This window comes from uncultured Tateyamaria sp. (assembly GCF_947494755.1).
Lineage (GTDB): Bacteria > Pseudomonadota > Alphaproteobacteria > Rhodobacterales > Rhodobacteraceae > Tateyamaria.
Map to the genome: position 1 here is coordinate 208,488 of NZ_CANLVZ010000002.1, position 21,120 is coordinate 229,607.

Sequence of the window (21,120 nt, forward strand, 5' to 3'; positions counted from 1 at the left end):
TTCAACCTTTCAGATAGGGGGTCGCCTTGCGGAAATAGTCCCAGCCCGTGATCAGGGTCAGCGCCGCCGCAATCCAAAGCAGCCACAGCCCAATGCGGCCCGACCATTCGGCCCCGCTCAGCTTCCACTGCAGCCCCAACAGATCGGGTTCGTCCCCGTTGAGGATGGCCGAGACCATCTCGCTGTCCATGCCCCAGATCGACATGCCAAAGTAATGCTCGAACACGCCTTGGGAAAACAGAACCGCAATGGCGACCATCTGCAACGTGGTCTTCCATTTGGCCAATGCCGTGACCTTGAGAGTTCCGGCCGTGTCGCCAAGGAACTCACGCAAACCAGACACAAAGACCTCACGAAACAGGATCACGGTGGCGGGCAATACCAGCCACGGCGACCATGACGAAAAGCCGATGATGACCATCAGCGCGATCACCACCATCGCCTTGTCAGCGATGGGATCCAGCATGGTGCCCAGTTTCGTCTGCTGCCCCCACGCGCGCGCGAGATAGCCGTCAAACCAGTCCGTAATGGCCGCACCCACAAACAGAACAACCGCAAACAGGTCCGCATAGGGCCGCGTGAAATAAAGGAACATGACCGCCACCAAGGGGGCCGCCAACAGGCGCAGAACAGTCAGAAGGTTGGGAATATTCCAGATCATGCGCCCATCTTTAGCCTACGCATCGCGGGGCCGGAAGGGGGGCGCACGAACACGTGCGCCTTACAGGCTGCATCATGTGTCGTGGAAAAAGTCATAGACCTTTTGCGCCAACCCTTCGGATACGCCCTCGACCGCTTTAAGGTCGGCCAGGTTCGCCCGCCCCACCGCCTTGGCCGAGCCGAAATGGGCCAGAAGCGCGCGTTTGCGCGCAGCACCCACGCCCGCGATATCATCCAGCGGGTTCTTCATATTGGACTTGGCGCGCTTGGCGCGGTGCGTCCCGATGGCAAAGCGATGCGCCTCGTCCCGCATGCGCTGGACGAAATAAAGCACCGGATCATTGTGGCGCAGCGCAAAAGGGCGTTTGCGCACCCGGTGAAACTCCTCCTTGCCTGCATCGCGGTCCACACCCTTGGCCACACCGACCATCGGGATATCCTCGACCCCGTGTTCGGCCATGATCTGCGCCACGGCACTGACCTGTCCGGCCCCGCCATCAATCAACAACAGGTCGGGCCACATACCCTTGTCTCGATCCGGGTCCTCGGCCTGCAAGCGCTTGAAGCGGCGGTGCAGCACCTCTTTCATCATGCCAAAATCATCGCCGGGCACCAGATCATCACCCTTGATGTTGAACTTGCGATAGCTGTTTTTCATGAACCCTTCAGGACCGGCAACGATCATGCCACCCACGGCGTTGGTGCCTTGAATATGGCTGTTGTCATAGACCTCGATCCGGTTGGGTGGTTCGGGCAGGTCGAACGCCTCGGCCAAGCCTTTCAGCAGTTTGGTCTGCGTCGCGGTCTCGGCCATCTTGCGGCCCAGGCTTTCGCGGGCATTGCGCAGCGCGCTGTCGACCAGTTCCGCCTTTTCGCCGCGCTTGGGCACCAGCAATTCGACCTTGCGACCCAGCTTGCCGCTCAGGGCTTCGGCCATCAGGTCAGGGTTTTCGATGTCGTTGGACAGGATCAACTGACGCGGCGGCTCTTTGGTGTCGTAGAATTGGCCCAAGAACGCCTCGAGCACCTCGGCGGCCTCCACATCCGCACCGACGCGCGGATAAAAGTCTTGATTGCCCCAGTTCTGACCCGCCCGGATGAAAAAGACCTGCACACAGGCCTGCCCCTGTTCCAGATGCAGGGCGACGATGTCGGCCTCGTCCACGTTGCGCGGGTTGATGCCCTGGGCGGACTGCACTTGGGTCATCGCCCGGATGCGGTCGCGCAAGGCGGCGGCCCGTTCAAACTCCATCGCTTCGGAGGCTTCGGTCATTTGTCCCGCCAACTTGGCCTGAATATCCGTACTGCGCCCGGACAGGAAGCGTTCGGCATCCTTCACCGATTGGGCATAGTCGGCTTCGGAAATCAGATCGACGCACGGGGCCGAGCACCGCTTGATCTGATGCAAAAGGCACGGGCGCGTCCGGCTTTGGAACATCGCATCGGTGCAATTGCGCAGCAGGAACACCTTTTGCAACTGATTGAGAGTCCGGTTCACGGCACCCGCGCTGGCGAAGGGGCCGTAATAGGCACCCTTTTCCTTCTTGGCCCCGCGATGCTTCTTGATCTGCGGATAGGGATGATCGCCCGTCACCAGAATGTTGGGGAACGATTTGTCGTCGCGCAGCAGCACGTTGAACTTGGGCTTGAGCTGCTTGATGAGGTTCTGTTCGAGCAGCAGCGCCTCAGTCTCGGTCCGGGTCGTCAGAAACATCATCGAGGCGGTCATCGAAATCATGCGCGCGATGCGGGCGGAATGCTGCGGTGAGGGGCGCGCGTAACTCGACACCCGCGCGCGCAGGTTGCGGGCCTTGCCCACGTATAAAACCCGGCTTTCACGGTCGAGCATACGGTAGACACCGGGTGAAGCATCCAGCGTCTTGAGATAGCTGTGAATCACCGCATGCCCGGTCAACACGGGTTGCTCATCCTGAGGGAGAGTATGATCTGAGTCGTTCGCCATTCGATTCGTATTTTTTCGCCGTTGCGCTGCACTGTATCAGAGGTCGGATCAAGCGATCTTGCATCCACTGATCCTGTGGATAAGTCTGAAGATAAGTCAAAAGCGGAAAGGATTTTTCGTTGTTTTTTGGACCCTTCTCTCGAATGCCTAATTTTTAGGCATTTACCTAACCTTTTGAAAAGTAACTATTTTTATTTTTACCGACCGCAAGTATTTGAAAAGGCTCGGATTTTAGTAACGGTTTTGTAACGAAGATTAATGCGGTGCAAAACTTACTTAAGGTCACTTTGCCGCTGCGCCTCAGCTGGTCTATTCGACCCCTACAACGTCCGGTGTTTCCCATGCCAGATGTTGACCTCCATCTACGCACAGCAGTTGCCCCGATATGGCAGGAGAGTCGAGAAAATAGCCCAAGGCTGCGACGATGTCGCTTGGGTTTGATCCACGCTCCAACACGGTTGCGGCGCGCTGTTTTGCGAAGTGTTCAGCGCTTTGGCGTCCGCCCTGCAAGGTGGGTCCGGGTCCGATGGCATTGACGCGGATCACGGGGGCCAGTGCGCGTGCGCTGGTCTGGGTCAGCGCCCACAGCCCCATCTTGGCCAGCGTGTAGGTCATGAACTCAGGCGTGAGCTTGCGCACCCGCTGATCGACCATGTTGAGGATCAGGCCAGCCGCAACGGGTTCGTCCATATCGTCACGTGTCGGCTCAAGCCCCTGGGCCGCCATCGCTTGCGTCAACACGAACGGCGCACGCAGGTTGCTGTCCATGTGCCGGTCCCAGCTGTCGCGGGTGGCAGAGGCGATATCATCATATTCAAAGATCGAGGCATTGTTGACCAGACAGGTGATCGGCCCGCCCAATGCCTCGACCGCGCGGCCAAACAAGGCACCTGTTGCGTCCTCATCCAACAGGTCCGCGTGGAGTGCGACACCGCGCTGCCCTTCGGCTTCGATCTGCACGACGGTTTCCAGCGCACCCTTGTCCGAACTGGCGTAATGCACCGCCACGTCATAGCCGCGTTTGGCCAGATACACCGCCATGGCCTGCCCCAATCGGTGCCCTGCCCCTGTCACAAGCGCGCGCTTCATCGCCCTCTCCTTTGTCTTGGTTCTTAGCTTAGTACGACGACCAGATAGGCCACATAAAGCGCGGTCAAGACCACGCCCCAGATCCGCGTGATATCCCGGCGCATGTAGACGAAGGGCACCAGCAGGATAGATGCAGCGAGCATCACCCACAGATCGAAACGCAGGAATTCTTCGTCAACGGGGATCGGCCCGACAAGGCTGGCAATGCCAATGATGGCCAGCAGATTGAACATGTTCGACCCAATCACGTTGCCAAGCGCCACATCCGCCTGACGGCGCAGGGCTGCCATGACGGTGGTCGCAAGCTCGGGCAGCGAGGTGCCGATGGCGACCAGCGTAAGGCCAATGACCGTGTCGCTGACGCCGTACATCTTGGCAATGATCGTGGCGTTGTCGACCAGCAGGCTGGCCCCGAGCGGCAGACCAATCAGCCCAAGGATCAGGAACACCGCAATGCGCCAGCCGGGCAGATCGGGGTCAACGCCTTCGATCTCTTCGTCTACATCCGGGGCGGCGGCATCTGCGTCGCGGTGGCCTTTCGCCTCCATCGCCTGATCAAAGAGGACACAGGCGAGTGCCGCCAGCAAAACGATGGCCGCAACCCAGTCAAACGTACCACGAAAGGCCAGTGCGATGAACAGAATCGACGCCGCGATCATGTAGTTGAACGTCTTCTTGGTGTCGCATTCAGAGGTGTGCATCGTCGCCAGCAGCGCCGGAATACCCAAAACCAGCAAGATGTTGGCCGTGTTGGAGCCGACCACATTGCCCATGGCAAGGCCCGGCGCGTCATCCAGGATCGCCTCGACCGCAATCAGCAGTTCAGGCGCAGAGGTCCCGAAGGCCACGATGGTCAGGCTGACGATCAGTGCGGGCACCCCAAGGCGCAGCGACAAGTTCACCGCCCCCTTGACCAGCGAGTCCCCCGCGAGCAACAGGATCACCAGACCCAACCCGCTTAGAATCCATGGCATCAAATCGGCCATCAGGACTTACCCCGCCCACAGGCACAGGGGCCCTTACCGATGCGATAGCGACCGCAGTCGCACTTGGCCTTGCTCAGCCGTTTGCCCCCGATCCAGTGCAATTTGCCGAACATGGCAAGCACACCCATAAAGACCAGAAACAGAACGACGATCTTTGAGAGCATCTATTAAAGTCCAAACTGGGCGTAGGCCGCCCGCTCTTCGATGGAATTGATCGTATCGTCAATCACTTGTGCGCCGAACCGTGACAGGAAAGGACGGCGAACACCATAGCGACGTACCTTAACCTTGTCGCCAAACCGCGCCTTGAGCATCGGCTTGAGGTGGCCGATCCCGTCGATCAACCCCAATTTCTGCGCTTTGGATGCGAGCCACACCTCGCCGGTGAACAAGTCGGCCTCGGTGTCCAGCTTGCCCGCGCGGCGGGTCTGGACATGCTTGATGAAGTTCGTGTGGATGTCGTCAAGCAGGCCTTTGAGGCGCGCGACGTCTTCGGGTTGCTCGGGGCGGAACGGATCCAACATGGATTTGGATTTCCCGGCGGTATACACCCGCCGCTCGACGCCTTGCTTGGCCATGAACTCATGCGCGCCAAATCCGGCAGAGATCACACCGATGGAGCCGACAACCGAACTTGGGTCGGCATAAATCTCGTCCGCAGCGACAGCCAGCCAGTAGCCCCCCGATGCGGCCACATCCTCGACAAAGGCGATGACGGGAATGTCCTTTTCCTCGGCCAACCGCCGGATGCGCGCCCCGATCAGCGAGGATTGCACCGGGCTGCCACCGGGCGAGTTGACCTCGAGCGCAACAGCGACCGGCTTGCCCTTGGTGAATGCCTTTTCAATCACTGCCGCGAGGGCCTGATCGTTGAGCGTACCGCGCGCACCGCCGGCGATGACCCCTTGCAGCCGGATGACGGCCACATGCGGGTCGGACTTTAAAAATGGGATAAAACGTTTCATCTCAGCCCATGTAGATTGCGATCATCACCCAAACAAGGTCACGTGCCCAATCAGTTGCGTGCCGACACGTCACTGCCGGATGCGCCACCCGGTTTTAAAGATCCACCAGACCGCCCCCAGGCACAGCCCGGTAAAGCCAGCAATCGCCAGCAACGATGTTGCGATGTGCACATCCGCCACCCCGAAAAAGGCCCACCGGAACCCCGAGATCAGGTACACAACCGGGTTGAACATCGAGATCGTCTGCCACGCCGGCGGCAGCATCGAGATGGAATAGAATGAGCCGCCAAGGAAGACGAGCGGCGTCACGATCAGCAACGGCACAAGTTGGAGCTGTTCGAAATTGCCCGCCCAGATGCCGATGATGAACCCGAACAACGCGAAGCTGACGCAGGTGAGTACAAGGAACATCACCATCGCCAGCGGGTTCTGTATCTGGATGTCCACAAAGAAGAACGAGGTGATCAGGATGATAATCCCGATGAACATCGCCTTGGTCGCCGCCGCGCCCACATAGCCCATCACGATCTCAAGAAAGTTGATCGGGGCCGACAGCAACTCGTAAATCGTGCCGATGAATTTCGGAAAGTATATCCCGAACGACGCGTTTGAGATGGCCTGGGTCATCACCGTCAGCATGATCAGCCCCGGCACGATGAACGCGCCATAGCTGACGCCCTCGACCTCGTCGATGCGGCTGCCGATGGCGGCCCCGAACACCACGAAATAAAGCGATGTGGACAGCACGGGCGAAATCAAAGACTGCGCAATCGTGCGGAAAAAGCGCGCCATTTCAAACAAGTATATGGCGCGAATAGCGGACCAGTTCATGCGCTGCCCTCCGGTTCTTTGACGAGAGATACAAAAATATCCTCAAGGCTCGATTGCCGCGTTACCACGTCGCGCAATTGCAATCCGGCCCCCGCCACGTCCGTGAGCAGCTTGGTGATGCCGGTGCGCTCGCTCTTGGTGTCGTAGCTGTAGATCAGCGTCCAGCCCTCATCGCCAAGGGTCAGATCATAGCCACCAAGTGCCTCGGGCACCTCGGTCAGTTGCGTCGTCAGTTGAACGTCCAGCTGCTTTTGACCCATACGCGCCATCAGCTTGTCTTTGTCCTCGACCAGCAGAATTTCACCCTTGTTGATCACGCCCACGCGGTCGGCGATGGCTTCGGCCTCTTCGATGTAATGCGTCGTCAGGATCGTGGTGACGCCGTCGGCGCGCAGGCCCTCGACGATTTCCCACATGTCCTTGCGCAACTCGACGTCCACACCTGCGGTCGGTTCATCGAGGAAAAGCACGCGCGGCTCATGCGCCAGCGCCTTGGCGATCAGCACCCGGCGTTTCATACCGCCCGAGAGCGCGCGGATCTGACTGTCGCGTTTGTCCCAGAGCGACAGCCGTCTCAGAATATCCTCGACCGCCGCGTCCTTGCGTCCTTTCCCGAACAGTCCGCGCGAAAAACGCACGGTGTTGATGACCTTTTCGAAGGGTTCAAGCGCGATTTCTTGCGGAACCAGCCCGATCAGACTGCGCGCCTGACGAAAGTCCCGCAGGATGTCAAAGCCAGCAACCGAGACTGACCCGGATGTGGGCATCGTGATCCCGCAAATGGTCGATATCAGCGTCGTCTTGCCCGCGCCATTGGGGCCAAGCAGCGCGATGATCTCGCCTTCGTCAATATCCAGCGACACGCCCTTGAGCGCCTCAAACCCATCGTCATAGGCTTTGCGCAAGTCTTTGATACTCAGAATGGTTGGCATGCCGTCTCCGCATCAGGGTGGTGGCAGGGAAGTAACGCGCGCAGCCCGATCAGACCAGCGCACAGGTGCACAACGGGGTGTGCAGCCGACCTAGTCCTTGCCCGTCAGCCGTCCCAGCCACCCTTTCTTGCTCTCGCCGTCGGGTGGCGTTTCGTCTTCAATCGGGGCGCTTGGCCCCTCGAGCGTTTCCTGAAGGTTCGAGAAAAACTGATCGGCCATCTTTTTGGCAAAACCGTCAATGATGCGGCTGCCGAGCTGGGCGAGCTTGCCGCCCACCTTCGCCTCAACATCATAGGACAGCTCAGTGCCACCATCGACTGCGGCCATGCGCACCTCGGCCCCGCCCTTGGCAAAGCCTGCGGCCCCGCCCTTGCCCTCACCGGTTATCGTGAGGCTCTCGTTTTCGATCATATCCGACAGGGTGACCTGCCCCTTGAAGGTCGCCTTCACGGGTCCGACCTTTTGGGTCACGGACGCCTCGAAGCCATCTTGGGGGCTGCCAGTGACTTCGGTGGCACCGGGTACGCAGGATTTCAGCACATCGGGGTTCAAAAGCGCGGCGTAGACCTCGGCAGGTGGGGCGGCGATCTGGCGGGTGTCGGACATCTTCATAGCGCGAGGCTCCATTACGTCAGGACGTGCGACCCTAATATCGCAGGTCTTGCGCTTTGCCTATCGGCGATTGGGCCTCACATCGCGCGTGACATATGAGCGGGCCGTGATAGGGCTGAGCCCATGAGCGAGACACGTCAAAACGTCGCCGGGCTGGCGATCGCTGTTGTGCTGGTCGGAGTGTTCTGCATTTCGATCAACGATCTGCTGATCAAGCAGCTGTCGGGCGGCTACCCCTTGCATCAGATCGTCTTTGCCCGCTCGAGCATTGGCATTCTGTTCAGCCTGCTGATCGTGCAATACGAAGGCGGATGGAGCATTCTGCGCACCCCGAACCCCTGGCTGCACACGGTGCGCGGGGTGTTGATCGTGATTGCGAACATGACCTTCTTTCTGGCCCTCGCCGTGTTGCCGCTGGCGGATGCCACCGCGCTGTTCTTTGCCGCGCCCCTGTTCATCACCCTGCTGTCGATCCCGGTGCTCGGAGAAAAGGTTGGCCCCCTGCGTCTTGGGGTCGTGGCCGTCGGCTTTGCCGGGGTCATCATCATGCAGCGCCCTTGGGCGGATGCGGGGACAATGGATGTCAGTCGGTGGGTTCTCTTGCTGCCGGTTGTCGCCGCCCTCACCTATGCGCTGAACCAGCTTTTGACGCGCAAACTGGGGGTCAGCAGCAAAGCGAGCGCCATGGCGGTCTATATTCAGGCCACATTCATTCTGGTCTCGGTTGCGTTCTATCTGTTGGCCGGGGACGGGCGATACGCGCAAGAGGCCGAAAACCCGTCACTGGTCTTTTTGCTGCGGGCATGGGTGTGGCCCGCCGATGCAGACCTTTGGGTGCTGGTGGGCCTGGGGTTCAATTCCGCGATCATCGGCTATTGCCTCAGCCAGGCCTATCGGCTTGCCGATGCGGCCACGGTCGCACCTTTCGAATATGTCGGGCTACCGCTGGCCGTGTTCTGGGGCTTTGTCGTCTTTGGCGATCTGCCGGTAATCGAGGTCTGGATCGGCATCGCCCTCATCCTCGCCTCGGGCCTGTTTGTGTTCCTGCGCGAACGCCAAAAGGCACGCGTTGTGGCGCGCACCAAGATCAAGGCGCGGTACTAGCCGTCAATCCTGATCACGACCTTGCCGGTGGCCTTGCGGGTGCGCAGCAGGTCCAGCCCTTCATTGGCTTGGGCCAGCGGCAAGACGTGGCTGACATGGGGGCTGAGCCGTCCTTGTTCATACCACGCAAACAGCTCCGCAAAACTGTCCGTCAGCACGGTCGGGTTTACCCGAGTGTAGCCGCCCCAATAATAGCCAATCACGGTGAGGTTTTTGACCAGCAGGATATTGGCCGGGATTTGCGGCACCGTCCCGCTTGCAAAGCCAAGCGGCAGCAGCCGCGCCTCGGGGTTGCACGCGCGCAGAGCGGCCATGAACAGATCGCCCCCCACCGGGTCATAGACGACATCCGCCCCGCCAAGCGCCTTGACGTCAGCCCGCAGATCGCAGGTTTCACTGTCGAGCAGATGGTCCGCCCCTGCCGCGCGTGCGATCTCGAGCTTGTCAGCGCCACGGGCCACCGCGATGACCTCGGCCCCCATCAGCTTGCCCAGTTCCACCGCCGTCAGACCCACACCGCCCGACGCACCCAGAACCAACAGCCGCTCACCCGCGCGCAGGCCCGCCTTGTACCCAAGACCCACATGGCTGGTCCCATAAGCGATCAGAAAGGCGGCGGCATCTTCGGCGCTCATCTGGTCGGGGATCGGCACACAAATCTCCGCAGGCAGGGCCGCGTATTCGGCCAGCCCGCCAAAGCCGGAATAGGCCGCGATCCGCTGGCCCACGGAGAGATGGGTGACGTCCGCGCCCGCCGCCTCGATGGTGCCACACATCTCCATCCCGATGGTGGCCGGAAGGGCCGGTTTTTCCTGATAGGTGCCTTTGACGATCAGCGTGTCGCCAAAGTTCAGCCCGCAGGTGTGGATGCGCACCAAAACCTCACTCGCACTTGGCGTGGGCGTCGGCACATCGCGCATCTCGAGGGGTTGGCCCAGTTCGGTCACTTGCATGGCGCGCATTTGCGATATCTCCGCGAGTTCGGGGGCCTAGTCCTCGCCACGCCCCATGGTCCAGACCACATAGCTGATCTGCACGGCCCCGAACAACAACCCGTTAAAAAACCACAGACTAAAGAGCAGCAGGAAGGCATCGCCACTGTGCGCGGCATGGCTGGCGATGCCCATCACGTCCCACAGCCACAGGATCGCCACGAAAATGGCGGCCACGGCAAAGCCCACCGCAGTGCCGCCCAGGAACAGGCGGATCAAGGGGTTGGGTCCGGGATCAGGCATATCTAACAGATATGTACCCTGGAGGCGTTGTCGAGACAGCCCCTTGCGTTGCCCTTCAATGGGCGTAGCCTGCGGGGTGCAAGTCACGCCAAACACAGGGCCCAACATGGATGCCGCACTGCTCATAGCATTTGTCACGACCACGCTGATCTTTGTTGCGATACCGGGGCCTTCCGTGGCCTTCGCAACGGCGCAGGCGCTGCGCCATGGGTCGCGCGCAGCCTATATCACCGTCGCGGGTGACGCACTTGGCAGCATCGTCCATATCGCGATTGCGGCCAGCAGCCTCGCGGCCTTGATCGCGCTGTCGGACATCATCCTGCCGCCCCTGCAAATCTGCGGCGGGCTGTTCATTCTATACATGGCTTATCAATCCTTGCGCGCCGCCCGTCTACCGGAGACCCACAGCGCCACGCGCGCCCCGACAACCAAGGCCGGGATCACCTTTTGGGCCGGATTTTTCGCCTGCGTTTCGAACCCCAAAGCCATCGTGTTCTTTGTGGCGCTGTTTCCCGCGTTCATCTCGCCCGATCACAGCGTACTGGTGCAAAGCATCGTTTACGGCGCGATCTTTGTGGCGCTTGATGCGGCCTCGATCCTTGGGTTCGCGCTGTTCACGCTGCATGCCGTGCAGCGGTCCGCGCCGCGGTGGCTGAACATGCAGACCGTGTCGGGAATGGGGCTGGCGGGGGTCGGTCTGGCAATGATCATCAAAGGCTATCGGGCGCTGCCCAACACCTGATCGATCTGGTCAAAACGCCTCGGGGCGCGCCTCGCGGGCCATATGGTCGAGCACGGCATTCACGAAACTCGGCTCTTTTCCATCTGGAAAGAACGCGCGGGCCACGTCGACATATTCGGTGATGACGACACGGGGCGGCGTGGATGTATCACGAAACTCGGCCCCCGCTGCGCGAAACAGCGCACGGATGGTCGGGTCAATCCGCGCGATGGGCCATTTGGCGACCAGCGCCCGGTCGGTCATCTGGTCGATGGGTGCCTGGTAGTTCACCGCGTCGTCCATCACGCGGGCAAAGTGATCGGGATCGCCTTCGGTCAGCTCATCGCCCTCATAGATCGCGCCAAAGCGGTGGTCCATGAACTCGATCTTGATCTGATCGACGGTCTGGGCCGACTGCTCCATCTGGAACAGGGCCTGCACAGCATAAAGCCGCGCGGCAGACCGCATCTTGCGTTTCTGGTTGCCCGAAAGGGTCATGCGGTGGTGGACCTCGTGTTGCCAGCCAGCTGATACTCAGAGGCCGGTTTGAACCCGACCCCCTTGCTCTGGCGGCCCCACTTACGGCTGAGCGCGATCAGGTGCAAGGCCGCAGCCGCCGCCCCACCCCCTTTGTTTTGCCTGGCAGGGTCTGCGCGCACTTCGGCCTGTTCGGTATTTTCGACCGTCAGGATGCCGTTGCCGATGCACAGACCCTGCAGGCCCAGCAATTGCAGCGCACGGCTGCTGTCATTGCACACGGTGTCATAATGCGTCGTCTCGCCGCGAATAACGCAGCCCAACGCCACATAACCATCGAAGTTCGACATCCTTTCAGAGATGCCGATGGCGGTCGGAATCTCCAATGCGCCGGGCATTTCGATCAGGTCCCACGTGGCACCTGCGGCCTCAAGCTCGGCCTTGGCCCCCTCGACCATGTGGGCCGCAATCTGCTTGTAATAGGGCGAGACCACGATGAGCACTTTCAGAGGCTCATCAAAGCTGGGGCGGTCCAGAACGTGATGTTCGATTGAGGCCATTTATCCGTCTCCGAGGATGGGTCGTGTGCCCACGATTTCAAGGTCATAGGCGTCGATGCCCATATAGGTCGTGGGCGGACTGTCGGTCAGCAGGATCAGGCGGGTGAGGCCCATATTGCTGAGCATCTGCGCGCCCAGACCGGTGTTCTTGATGATACGCGGGCCTGCTTCCTCTTCGGAAAACAGGGCCTTGCGCGGCTCGCGAAACAGGCAGACGACGCCGCGCCCCTCTTCGGCGATGATTTCCATCGCGCGGGGCAACTCGCCCACAGGTTTGTCCGACAGCCCCAGAATATCCGTCACTTCCATCAACGCGTGGGTGCGCACCAGCACGGGTTCGTCCGTGCTCAGATCGCCCTTGGACAGGGTCACATGTTCGATCCCGTGGGTCTGGTCCGTGAACACACGCATCATCCACTCCCCGCCATGTTGCGAGGTGACGGTGCGCCGATCCGTTTCGACCACCAGATTGTCGTGGCGGCGACGGTAAGAGATCAGATCGCTGATCGTCCCGATCTTGAGGGCGTGGCGCTTGGCATAGTCCACCAGATCCGGCAGGCGGGCCATCGACCCATCCTCATTCATGATCTCGCAGATCACCGAAGACGGGTAATGCCCGGCCAGACGGGCCACGTCACAGCCCGCTTCGGTATGGCCGGCACGCACCAACACACCGCCTTGGCGCGCGCGCAGAGGGAATACATGACCGGGTGTGGCCAGATCGGCGGATGTCGCCTGCGGGTTCACCAACGTCGAAATCGTCAAGGCACGGTCACCCGCCGAAATGCCCGTAGTGACCCCTTCGCGCGCCTCGACCGACACGGTGAACGCAGTTTCGTGACGGGACGAATTGTGCATCGCCATCATCGGCAAGCCAAGCGCATCAATACGGTCCGAGGGTAAGGTCACACAGATCAGGCCCCGACCATGCGTGGCCATGAAATTCACCGCCTCAGGCGTGGCAAAATTGGCCGGAATGACCAGATCGCCTTCGTTCTCGCGATCCTCATGATCCACCAGAATGAACATCTGACCAGCGCGGGCCGCCTCGATGATCTCTTCGATCGGCGCAATCGCCGAGGCCAAATCCGTCTCGACCGGTCCGGGGGTTTCAAAACTCATGGATCACCTTTGGCAGCATGTCATCCGCGACATAAAGGATGCTGGATCAGAGTTCCAGAGAAACGGCGCGCACAGACCCTGCGCCCCAGTCTCTCTTCCGCCGAAATACTGGCCCGAAACACCGTTCGGCAGGTCCGACAGGCTGATCAGGCGTACGCAACAGCGGCAACGAGCGCGATAAGAACAGTCAGGCCGCAAGGCCTGTCCTTTGGATCAACCCACCTCGGCCAGTCGCGCGACATAGCGGGCCAGCGTGTCGATCTCGAGGTTCACCGCATCACCCACGGCGACATCGCCCCATGTGGTGACCTCTTTGGTGTGGGGGATGAAATTGATGCCAAAGACGTCGCCCTCCACCTCATTCACGGTCAGCGACGTCCCGTTCAGCGCAACGGACCCTTTGGGCGCAATAAACCGCGACAGCGCCGCTGGGGCGCGCAACTGCACACGGGTGCTGTCGCCCTCATCCACGACCGAGATGACCTCGGCCACCCCGTCCACATGGCCCGACACGATATGGCCGCCCAACTCGTCACCCACACGCAGCGCGCGCTCAAGGTTCACACGCTTGCCAGGGCTCCAGGCCGAGAGGTTGGTCTTGGACACTGTTTCGGCGCTGACTTGCACGTCATACCAGTCGGGGCCGAGGTCAACGACGGTCAAGCACACCCCATCGGACGCAATGGACGCACCCATATCAATACCAGCCGTGTCATAGCCCGTCGTAATCCGCACGCGCAGATCGCCTTCCTGATGCAGCTCTGCGATGGTGCCGATATCGGTGATAATGCCTGTGAACATTGCAGTCCCTCATGTTGCCCCTCTGGACCTAGCTGCGCCGCTGCGTCAGGGCAAGAGCCACACCCATTGAGAATTTTCGCGATCCGGGCCATAAAATTGCCCCACTCCGGTGTTCACCTTCCGTAAAGAGATACCGCCTAAGCAGGATCACGATGACCCTCGCCGCCCCGACACCCCGGGTTTTCCTGTTTCTTCAGGGCCCGCACGGACCCTTTTTTCACCGGCTTGGCACCATGCTGCGCCGGGCGGGGGCGACTGTGTGGCGGGTCGGGTTCAATGCGGGCGACCGTGCGTTCTGGTTTCATCCTGGCAGCTATATACCGTTTCGGGGCACCGCCGACGCATGGCCGGACACATTCGCAGACCTTGTGACCGAAAAAGGGGTCACCGACATCGTTCTTTACGGGGATGTGCGGCCCATCCACGCCCAGGCTGTGGCCGAAGCCAAACGGCGCGGCATTGCTGTGCATGTATTTGAGGAAGGCTACATGCGTCCCTACTGGGTGACTTATGAACGCGGTGGGTCCAACGGCAATTCCAAGCTGATGGAGATGAGCGTGCCTCAGATGCAGGCCGCGCTGGCCCTGTCGGATATGGAGGCCCCATTGCCGCCGGGCCACTGGGGCGACATGCGCCAGCATGTGTTTTACGGTGCGCTTTATCATTGGTTCGTGATGTTCCGGAACGGCGATTACCGCAATTTTCAGCCCCACCGCGCTCTGACGGTGGCCAAGGAATTCCAACTTTACCTTAAGCGCCTGCTGTTGATGCCGGTTCACACGCTTGACCGTGTACAGGCGACCCTGCGCATCCGCTATGGCGGCTTTCCCTATCATCTGGCGCTTTTGCAGCTTGAGCATGACAGCAGCTTTCAGGAACACTCACCTTTCGAGACGATGACCGATTTCCTGACGCTGGTTATCGAGGGGTTCGCCAAGGGTGCCCCCACCCACCACCACCTCGTGATCAAGGCCCATCCGCTTGAAGACGGGCGCGCGCCGATCCGGCGCACCATCCGCAAACTGATGAAGGAACACGGGCTGCAAGGCCGGGTGCATTTCGTGCGCGGCGGCAAACTGGCGCAATTGCTCAACGATGCCCGCAGTGCTGTGACCGTGAATTCGACGGCCGGTCAGCAGGTGCTGTGGCGCGGAATTCCGCTCAAGGTGTTCGGGCGCGCCGTGTTTGCCAAACCCGAATTTGTCAGCGACCAGCCCTTGCCCGAATTCTTCGCAGGGGCCACCCGCCCCGACAGCCGCGCCTACAAGGACTATCGGCGCTATCTGCTCGAAACGAGCCAGCTGCCCGGTGGGTTCTACTCGGCGCGCGGGCGGCGGCAGTTGCTGCGTCAGGTGGTCGACATGATGCTGTCAGGCGACGATCCTTACGACGCGCTCGCCTCCGGCACCGCGGCTCCACGGCAACAGTTGCGGTTGGTAACCTGAGGACCACTACCCCTATGGCTAGATTTTAGGACCGCAACCCGGTACGTTAGCCGCAAACCAGCACCTCACAGAATGGGTGCGATACAAAAAGAATACGGTGCAGGCCAACCTGTACCTTGAGGCAGAACAAGAACAGGTCGAGGAGACCGAGCAGTGATTTTCCAATCATTCCGCTGGACGCGTGTGAGCGCGCTGTTGGCCCTTGTGGGCATCCTTTCCTCCTGCGGATTGCCGCAGATCGGGCCGAACAAGCGCCAGATTTATTCCGGCTCGGTCCAGCGCGAAGGCGATGCGTTCATCGTATCTGTCAACGATCAGGTGACCCGTGCCACGGCTGTCACACCTGCTTTGGGCTTTTCGGATGCGTTCAAGAATGCCGGGCTGATCGGCTCGGACACCATCCGCCCCGGCGACGTGCTGGGCCTGACGATCTGGGAAAACGTGGATGACGGATTGCTCGCGGGCGAGACTCAGAACTCCACCGTCCTTGAAGAGGTGCAAGTGGACGGCGCGGGCTTTATCTTTGTCCCTTACGCGGGCCGCATCCGTGCCTCGGGCAACACGCCTGATGCGATCCGCCGCATCATCACCAACAAACTCGAAGAGCAGACCCCCGACCCGCAGGTGCAGGTGCGCCGCGTGGCCGGTGATGGCTCAACCGTGTCCCTAATCGGGTCCGTTGGGGCGCAAGGCGTCTATGCGATCGAACGTCCTACACGGACGCTGTCGACCATGCTGGCCCGGGCTGGCGGTGTGACCATCGAACCCGAAATCGCCCAAGTAACCGTGATCCGGGGGGATATGCGCAGCCGCATCTGGTTCCAGGACCTGTATGACCACCCCGAACTCGACATTGCCCTGCGCGGTGGCGACCGGGTGCTGGTCGAAGAAGACACGCGTGCCTTCACCGCGCTTGGTGCGACCGGCGGACAGGCCGTTGTTCCCTTCGAAAGCCAGACCCTCAGCGCGCTCGAGGCCTTGGCGCAAGTCGGGGGTTTGCAGACGAACGCATCCGATCCCACCGGCATCTTCGTCTTTCGCAACGAACCTGCCGAAGTCGCCAATGTGGTGCTGGGCCGCGATGATCTGATCGGGGCGCAACGCCTGATCTATGTGCTTGATCTGACCCAACCCAACGGGATGTTTCAGGCGCGCGATTTCGTCATTCGCGACGGGGACACCCTTTATGTGACCGAAGCTCCATTCACGCAGTTTGCGAAAATCATCACCTCGCTGACCACGCCTATCTCCGGTGTGAACTCGATCTCGAACAGTTTGACCGGCAACTGATCCGGCAAGCGCGTGACACACATCAAGGACGACACCGCCGGACCTGAGAAGGCCCGGCGGCTTTACGTTTATAACGGCGGTTTTCTGACCCAAAAGCGGGTGCGGCGCATTCTGGACCTTGCGGGATACGACATCTCGCTTGGGCGACCGGGCCCAGATGATCTGGTCGGTGTCTGGGGCAACTCGCCCACCGCCCATCGCGGCCTTGGCGTCGCGGAACGGCGCGCAGCCAAGGTCGTACGCGTCGAAGACGCGTTCCTGCGCTCGCTCTTTCCGGGGCGCAGTGGCAGCCCGCCCTTGGGACTGCTCATTGACCACAAGGGCGTGCATTTCGACCCGTCCCGCCCATCCGACCTCGAAGAGCTGCTCGCCGCCCATCCGCTGGACGACACCGCCCTGCTGAACCGGGCGCGCGGGGCCATCGCACGCATGGCCGAGGCGCACCTGTCCAAATACACCGGCTTTGATCCGGCCACACCCGTGCCTGATCCCGGTTATGTGCTGGTGATTGACCAGACCGAGGGCGACGCCTCCGTCACGGCGTGCGGTGGCGATCGAAACCGGTTCCTTGAGATGTTGTTCGTCGCGCAGGAGGAACATCCCCGCGCACAGATCCTAATCAAGACACATCCCGAGACCGAACAGGGCTATCGCAAAGGGTACTTTTCAGAAGCCGACTGCAATGACCGTGTGCGCCTCTTCACCGAGGCGGTGAGCCCATGGAGGCTGATGGAGGGCGCGATTGCGGTCTACACCGTGTCCTCGGGATTGGGGTTCGAGGCGATCCTCGCAGGCCACAAACCCCGCACCTTTGGTCAGCCCTTCTATGCCGGATGGGGGCTGACGTCGGATGAATTTCCCGTCCAGCGTCGCCAGCGCAAGCTGACCCGCGCCCAACTTTTTGCGGCCACGATGGAGCTGTATCCAACATGGTATGACCCGCACCGCGACCAGCTTTGCGACCTCTCCACCACGCTTGAGGCGCTAGCCGCCGAAACCCGTGCGTGGCGCGCTGACCGTCATGGCTGGGTCGCAAGCGGCATGCGGCTGTGGAAACGTGCCGCCCTGCAACAGGTGTTCGGGCAGCATACCCCGGTGATTTTCGAGGACGATCCGGCCAAGGCGCGCGCCCATGATCGCCCGTGGATGGTCTGGGCGGGCAAGGCCAACGTCGGCCATGAAAGCGCGGTGCGGGTGGAGGACGGGTTCCTGCGCTCGCGCGGATTGGGTGCGGAACTTGTACCGCCGCTGTCGCTGGTGAGCGATGATCTTGGCATTTATTATGACCCCTCACGGCCCAGTCGGCTGGAAAGGCTAATCCAATCGCGCCGGACACTGCGCCCCGATCAGGTGGCTCGCGCCGAGGCGCTGGTGCGCGCACTGACCCGCAAGGGCCTCAGCAAATATAACCTCGGGGGCGTGATCCCCGACCTGCCTGATGGCCCCAGAGTGTTGGTGGTCGGTCAGGTCGAAGACGACGCCTCGATCCGCACAGGAGCCGGCGAGATTGCGACGAATGCGGCCCTGTTGGATGCGGCCCGCGCGGCCCATCCAGACGCGACGCTGATCTATAAACCCCACCCGGATGTTGAGGCAGGCCTGCGCGATGGGGCCTTTGAGGCACGGACCGTCGCCGACATTGTTACGGATGCCGCCGACATCACGGCCTTGCTCGAGCAGGTCGGCACGGTCTGGACAATGACGTCCCTGACCGGGTTCGAGGCCCTGTTGCGTGGTGTGGATGTGGTCACCACAGGGGCACCGTTTTACGCGGGGTGGGGGCTGACCACGGATCGCGGGGCGGTCCCACCGCGGCGGCGCGAAGACATCAGCCTGATGGGCCTCGTGCATGCCACATTGATCGACTATCCCCGTTATTTCGACCCTGTGACGGGGCAACCTTGTCCGGTTGAGGTCGTGGTCGAACGGCTCGCCACCGGAACCCTGCCCCGCGCCAGCCTGGCCAATCGGCTTTTGTCAAAACTGCAAGGCATACTGGCCAGCCGGGCACACCTGTGGCGCTAGGCGGTCTGGGCGCGGGTCCAGATGTGGCAGATATCGCCACCGATCCTCGACACCGACTTTAGATCAAACCGGGCTGCTTCGCCCAAAGCCCCAAGGCCAAGCGCGCCGATATTCGGCAACCCTTCGGCCCCGATGGTCACACCAGCGGTAAAGCCCACCAACTCATCCACCAGATCCGCCTCGATAAAGGAGGCCGCCAACGCGCTGCCACCTTCGCAGAAAACGCGTGTCAGCCCATGTGTGCCCAGATTTTGCAGGACGTCATGCGGGTCCAGTTGCGCCCCATGTGCCGCGCAGGGCAGCAAGACCGCCCCCAGATCACGCCACGTTCTTTGCAACATCGGATCTGCATCGCGGCCATGACAGAGTAGCAAAGGCACCTCTTTAGCTGTGCGCGCCAGCGTCCCCATAAGCGGCAGATCAAGGCGGCGCGACACGACCACGCGGGCCGGTTGGGGCACATCCCCAAAGCCGCGTACGGTCAGCGCCGGATCGTCGTGGCGCGCAGTGCCGCCGCCGACCATCACCGCGTCATGGCGCGCACGCATCGCATGGACTGCGCGGCGGGCGTCGCCCCCCGTGATCCACTTGCTTTCGCCTGTGCCCGTGGCGATGCGCCCGTCAAAACTGCTGGCGAGTTTGAGGGTGACAAAGGGGCGGCCTTGCTCTGTCCGCAGAAAGAACCCGGCGTGATCGCGCAGGGCGTCCTCGGCGCAAACTCCGGTGTCGACTGTGATGGCAGCACCTTCCAGAATGGCCAGACCCGCCCCGCTCACACGCGGGTCGCTGTCCTTAGTTGCGACGACCACGCGCGCCACGCCAGCTGCGATTAGCGCTTCGGCACAGGGCGGCGTTTTGCCTTGATGAGAGCAGGGCTCGAGGCTGACATAGACCGTCGCACCTTTGGCGGCCTGCCCCGCCTGCGCAAGCGCCACGGTTTCAGCGTGCGGACGGCCACCCGGTTGGGTCCAGCCGCGCCCCACGATCCGCCCCTCAGAAACAACAACGCACCCAACCGATGGATTGGGTGCGGTTGTGCCCTGCCCGCGCCGACCAAGGGCGAGGGCAAGGCGCATGAAGCGGGTGTCGTCGTCTGTGCTCACTCGTCCGAAGAGCTGTCAGGCCGCAGTTCCTGAACGAACTTGTCGAAATCATCCGCCGCCTGGAAGTTTTTGTAAACACTTGCAAAACGCACATAGGCCACGGTGTCGATACGGTGTAGCGCCTCCATCACGATCTCACCTATGGTGGTGGATTGAATGTCGGTTTCGCCCATGGACTCAAGGCGGCGCACAATGCCCGAGATCATCTGATCAATGCGTTCGGGATCAATGGGGCGCTTCTGCATCGAAATACGGATCGAGCGCTCGAGCTTGTCGCGGTCGAAATCTTCGCGCTTGCCGTTCGATTTGATGACCACCAGATCGCGCAGTTGCACACGTTCATATGTGGTGAACCGGCCCCCGCATGCGGGGCAGAACCGGCGCCGTCGGATCGACACATGATCCTCGGCTGGTCGGCTGTCTTTTACCTGAGTGTCGATATTGCCGCAAAACGGACAGCGCATCGCGCATCCCCCTCTTATATCCTGCCTGTTGTGGGGTTTCTCCCCCATTGGGCGAAACTATAGGGGCTTGTCTAGGTTTTGGGTAGGGGGGAAATGACACCGCTAGATGAGCGGTGTCATTCAGCATCATGGTGTTACTTGCGCACCAATGTGTTGGGCCCGGTGCGCAGCTTGAGGTGGGGGAATTGACGGCACAGCGCATAGGCGTGGGTCATAGTGAAAACCACACCTTCCCGGCGCACGTTGAGCGACAATGACGAACTGCCCGCGGCAGCGGCGGCCGGATCCGTTGTGAACCGGACAGCCTTGCGCCCCGGACGGGTTTGTGACGGCCCACGTGCCATTTCGATGGTGATATCACCACCCCGTTCGCCCAGCACCCTACGCGCATAAATGCCCGCGCCGCACCAAAGCTGCGCATTGCCTGCGCCGTCCGCTTCGACGATTTCGAACGAGTTTGAGTCAATGGCCGCAGCGGGCAAGGTATAGCGTTGACGAATCGAATCCACCGCCGAGGCCAGCGTAGGCGCGGTCACAACGACGGCCAGCGCAACAATGAAAGTCTTTTTCAACATCGGATGTCTCCTTTTGCCTACAACAGATAGGCGCGCGGGGGTGCAATTGAAAATCACTTAACCGCCAAGGGACTGCAACACGCCAATTGGCTGATATGAAATGATATTTTGCAGCATTAGCCGGTGGCGCACTAAATTACTGACCCGATCTATACGCTTT

General features: G+C 61.1%; 23 protein-coding genes. 5 read left to right on the forward strand and 18 right to left on the reverse strand.

The window, feature by feature from the left end; all coding sequences use genetic code 11:
- Window position 1 precedes the first annotated feature (1 nt).
- The 9 genes from pgsA to Q0908_RS03705 all read right to left on the reverse strand — a co-directional run bounded on the left by pgsA (window position 2) and on the right by Q0908_RS03705 (window position 8,038).
- Window positions 2-661, reverse strand: a complete 660-nt coding sequence (pgsA, locus tag Q0908_RS03665) for a CDP-diacylglycerol--glycerol-3-phosphate 3-phosphatidyltransferase (protein ID WP_299281080.1) — start codon at window positions 659-661, stop codon at window positions 2-4.
- 72 nt (window positions 662-733) lie between these two features.
- Window positions 734-2,623, reverse strand: a complete 1,890-nt coding sequence (gene uvrC, locus Q0908_RS03670) for an excinuclease ABC subunit UvrC (RefSeq protein ID WP_299281081.1) — start codon at window positions 2,621-2,623, stop codon at window positions 734-736.
- 309 nt (window positions 2,624-2,932) lie between these two features.
- Entirely contained in the window at window positions 2,933-3,844 is a 912-nt protein-coding gene (locus tag Q0908_RS03675; RefSeq protein ID WP_299281296.1) for an SDR family oxidoreductase, read from the reverse strand.
- The gene (locus Q0908_RS03680) at window positions 3,736-4,689 is read right to left on the reverse strand and encodes a calcium/sodium antiporter (protein ID WP_299281297.1); all 954 of its coding nucleotides are present in this window, start codon (window positions 4,687-4,689) and stop codon (window positions 3,736-3,738) included. Before Q0908_RS03680 ends, Q0908_RS03675 begins: the two co-directional genes overlap by 109 nt.
- 8 nt (window positions 4,690-4,697) lie before the next feature.
- Window positions 4,698-4,862, reverse strand: a complete 165-nt coding sequence (locus Q0908_RS03685; protein ID WP_299281082.1) for a hypothetical protein — start codon at window positions 4,860-4,862, stop codon at window positions 4,698-4,700.
- Between the two features lie 3 nt (window positions 4,863-4,865).
- Window positions 4,866-5,663, reverse strand: a complete 798-nt coding sequence (locus Q0908_RS03690) for a S49 family peptidase (RefSeq protein WP_299281083.1) — start codon at window positions 5,661-5,663, stop codon at window positions 4,866-4,868.
- Window positions 5,664-5,732: 69 nt separating this feature from the next.
- A complete protein-coding gene (locus tag Q0908_RS03695) occupies window positions 5,733-6,494 on the reverse strand; it encodes an ABC transporter permease (RefSeq protein WP_299281084.1) in 762 nt (253 codons plus the stop codon).
- Complete coding sequence (locus tag Q0908_RS03700) at window positions 6,491-7,426, reverse strand: ABC transporter ATP-binding protein (protein ID WP_299281085.1); 936 nt, start codon at window positions 7,424-7,426, stop codon at window positions 6,491-6,493. Before Q0908_RS03700 ends, Q0908_RS03695 begins: the two co-directional genes overlap by 4 nt.
- Window positions 7,427-7,516: 90 nt before the next feature.
- Entirely contained in the window at window positions 7,517-8,038 is a 522-nt protein-coding gene (locus tag Q0908_RS03705) for a CoxG family protein (protein ID WP_299281086.1), read from the reverse strand.
- Between the two features lie 123 nt (window positions 8,039-8,161).
- Here Q0908_RS03705 and Q0908_RS03710 point away from each other — a divergent pair, with 123 nt between their 5' ends.
- Window positions 8,162-9,142: a DMT family transporter gene (locus tag Q0908_RS03710; protein ID WP_299281087.1), complete on the forward strand. Its 981-nt coding sequence runs from the start codon at window positions 8,162-8,164 to the stop codon at window positions 9,140-9,142.
- Here Q0908_RS03710 and Q0908_RS03715 read toward each other — a convergent pair.
- Window positions 9,139-10,104, reverse strand: coding sequence for an NADPH:quinone oxidoreductase family protein (locus Q0908_RS03715; RefSeq protein WP_299281088.1), 966 nt, complete (start codon window positions 10,102-10,104; stop codon window positions 9,139-9,141). The two genes, Q0908_RS03710 and Q0908_RS03715, sit on opposite strands and share 4 nt — an antisense overlap.
- A gap of 27 nt (window positions 10,105-10,131) precedes the next feature.
- Window positions 10,132-10,353 carry a hypothetical protein gene (locus Q0908_RS03720; RefSeq protein WP_299281089.1) on the reverse strand — a complete coding sequence of 74 codons (222 nt, stop codon included), beginning with the start codon at window positions 10,351-10,353 and terminating at the stop codon, window positions 10,132-10,134.
- A gap of 130 nt (window positions 10,354-10,483) precedes the next feature.
- Between Q0908_RS03720 and Q0908_RS03725 the strand changes: the two genes are divergently transcribed.
- Entirely contained in the window at window positions 10,484-11,119 is a 636-nt protein-coding gene (locus Q0908_RS03725; protein WP_299281090.1) for a LysE family translocator, read from the forward strand.
- Window positions 11,120-11,128: 9 nt separating this feature from the next.
- On the opposite strand, the gene nusB is transcribed toward Q0908_RS03725, so the two are convergent.
- From nusB to Q0908_RS03745, 4 genes are all read right to left on the reverse strand, one after another.
- A complete protein-coding gene (gene nusB / locus Q0908_RS03730) occupies window positions 11,129-11,596 on the reverse strand; it encodes a transcription antitermination factor NusB (protein WP_299281091.1) in 468 nt (155 codons plus the stop codon).
- Complete coding sequence (locus Q0908_RS03735; RefSeq protein ID WP_299281092.1) at window positions 11,593-12,135, reverse strand: 6,7-dimethyl-8-ribityllumazine synthase; 543 nt, start codon at window positions 12,133-12,135, stop codon at window positions 11,593-11,595. Before Q0908_RS03735 ends, nusB begins: the two co-directional genes overlap by 4 nt.
- Window positions 12,136-13,257 (reverse strand): 3,4-dihydroxy-2-butanone-4-phosphate synthase, encoded by a 1,122-nt coding sequence (ribB, locus tag Q0908_RS03740; RefSeq protein WP_299281093.1) that lies wholly within the window; start codon window positions 13,255-13,257, stop codon window positions 12,136-12,138.
- Between the two features lie 213 nt (window positions 13,258-13,470).
- Window positions 13,471-14,058 carry a riboflavin synthase gene (locus tag Q0908_RS03745; protein ID WP_299281094.1) on the reverse strand — a complete coding sequence of 196 codons (588 nt, stop codon included), beginning with the start codon at window positions 14,056-14,058 and terminating at the stop codon, window positions 13,471-13,473.
- A gap of 152 nt (window positions 14,059-14,210) precedes the next feature.
- Between Q0908_RS03745 and Q0908_RS03750 the strand changes: the two genes are divergently transcribed.
- The 3 genes from Q0908_RS03750 (at window position 14,211) to Q0908_RS03760 (ending at window position 18,818) form a co-directional block, all read left to right on the forward strand.
- Window positions 14,211-15,503, forward strand: coding sequence for a capsular biosynthesis protein (locus Q0908_RS03750; RefSeq protein ID WP_299281095.1), 1,293 nt, complete (start codon window positions 14,211-14,213; stop codon window positions 15,501-15,503).
- Between the two features lie 153 nt (window positions 15,504-15,656).
- Window positions 15,657-16,793 carry a polysaccharide biosynthesis/export family protein gene (locus Q0908_RS03755; RefSeq protein WP_299281096.1) on the forward strand — a complete coding sequence of 379 codons (1,137 nt, stop codon included), beginning with the start codon at window positions 15,657-15,659 and terminating at the stop codon, window positions 16,791-16,793.
- 12 nt (window positions 16,794-16,805) lie between these two features.
- Window positions 16,806-18,818 carry a capsular polysaccharide biosynthesis protein gene (locus Q0908_RS03760; RefSeq protein WP_299281097.1) on the forward strand — a complete coding sequence of 671 codons (2,013 nt, stop codon included), beginning with the start codon at window positions 16,806-16,808 and terminating at the stop codon, window positions 18,816-18,818.
- On the opposite strand, the gene ribD is transcribed toward Q0908_RS03760, so the two are convergent.
- The 3 genes from ribD to Q0908_RS03775 form a co-directional block, all read right to left on the reverse strand.
- Window positions 18,815-19,921, reverse strand: coding sequence for a bifunctional diaminohydroxyphosphoribosylaminopyrimidine deaminase/5-amino-6-(5-phosphoribosylamino)uracil reductase RibD (ribD, locus tag Q0908_RS03765; protein ID WP_299281098.1), 1,107 nt, complete (start codon window positions 19,919-19,921; stop codon window positions 18,815-18,817). The two genes, Q0908_RS03760 and ribD, sit on opposite strands and share 4 nt — an antisense overlap.
- Window positions 19,918-20,385: a transcriptional regulator NrdR gene (gene nrdR, locus Q0908_RS03770; RefSeq protein WP_299151887.1), complete on the reverse strand. Its 468-nt coding sequence runs from the start codon at window positions 20,383-20,385 to the stop codon at window positions 19,918-19,920. The genes ribD and nrdR overlap by 4 nt, the downstream gene beginning before the upstream one ends.
- Window positions 20,386-20,519: 134 nt before the next feature.
- Window positions 20,520-20,960 (reverse strand): hypothetical protein, encoded by a 441-nt coding sequence (locus tag Q0908_RS03775; RefSeq protein ID WP_299281099.1) that lies wholly within the window; start codon window positions 20,958-20,960, stop codon window positions 20,520-20,522.
- Window positions 20,961-21,120: the final 160 nt, after the last annotated feature.

Coding starts and splice junctions, on each gene's coding strand:
- Q0908_RS03695 (WP_299281084.1), bottom strand. CDS start 6,494: ATGAACTGGTCCGCTATTCGCGCCATATACTTGTTTGAAATGGCGCGC.
- Q0908_RS03745 (WP_299281094.1), bottom strand. CDS start 14,058: ATGTTCACAGGCATTATCACCGATATCGGCACCATCGCAGAGCTGCAT.
- Q0908_RS03690 (WP_299281083.1), bottom strand. CDS start 5,663: ATGAAACGTTTTATCCCATTTTTAAAGTCCGACCCGCATGTGGCCGTC.
- nusB (WP_299281091.1), bottom strand. CDS start 11,596: ATGACCCTTTCGGGCAACCAGAAACGCAAGATGCGGTCTGCCGCGCGG.
- Q0908_RS03715 (WP_299281088.1), bottom strand. CDS start 10,104: ATGCGCGCCATGCAAGTGACCGAACTGGGCCAACCCCTCGAGATGCGC.
- ribB (WP_299281093.1), bottom strand. CDS start 13,257: ATGAGTTTTGAAACCCCCGGACCGGTCGAGACGGATTTGGCCTCGGCG.
- Q0908_RS03735 (WP_299281092.1), bottom strand. CDS start 12,135: ATGGCCTCAATCGAACATCACGTTCTGGACCGCCCCAGCTTTGATGAG.
- Q0908_RS03750 (WP_299281095.1), top strand. CDS start 14,211: ATGACCCTCGCCGCCCCGACACCCCGGGTTTTCCTGTTTCTTCAGGGC.
- nrdR (WP_299151887.1), bottom strand. CDS start 20,385: ATGCGCTGTCCGTTTTGCGGCAATATCGACACTCAGGTAAAAGACAGC.
- Q0908_RS03725 (WP_299281090.1), top strand. CDS start 10,484: ATGGATGCCGCACTGCTCATAGCATTTGTCACGACCACGCTGATCTTT.
- pgsA (WP_299281080.1), bottom strand. CDS start 661: ATGATCTGGAATATTCCCAACCTTCTGACTGTTCTGCGCCTGTTGGCG.
- Q0908_RS03685 (WP_299281082.1), bottom strand. CDS start 4,862: ATGCTCTCAAAGATCGTCGTTCTGTTTCTGGTCTTTATGGGTGTGCTT.
- uvrC (WP_299281081.1), bottom strand. CDS start 2,623: ATGGCGAACGACTCAGATCATACTCTCCCTCAGGATGAGCAACCCGTG.
- Q0908_RS03705 (WP_299281086.1), bottom strand. CDS start 8,038: ATGAAGATGTCCGACACCCGCCAGATCGCCGCCCCACCTGCCGAGGTC.
- Q0908_RS03710 (WP_299281087.1), top strand. CDS start 8,162: ATGAGCGAGACACGTCAAAACGTCGCCGGGCTGGCGATCGCTGTTGTG.
- Q0908_RS03775 (WP_299281099.1), bottom strand. CDS start 20,960: ATGTTGAAAAAGACTTTCATTGTTGCGCTGGCCGTCGTTGTGACCGCG.
- Q0908_RS03700 (WP_299281085.1), bottom strand. CDS start 7,426: ATGCCAACCATTCTGAGTATCAAAGACTTGCGCAAAGCCTATGACGAT.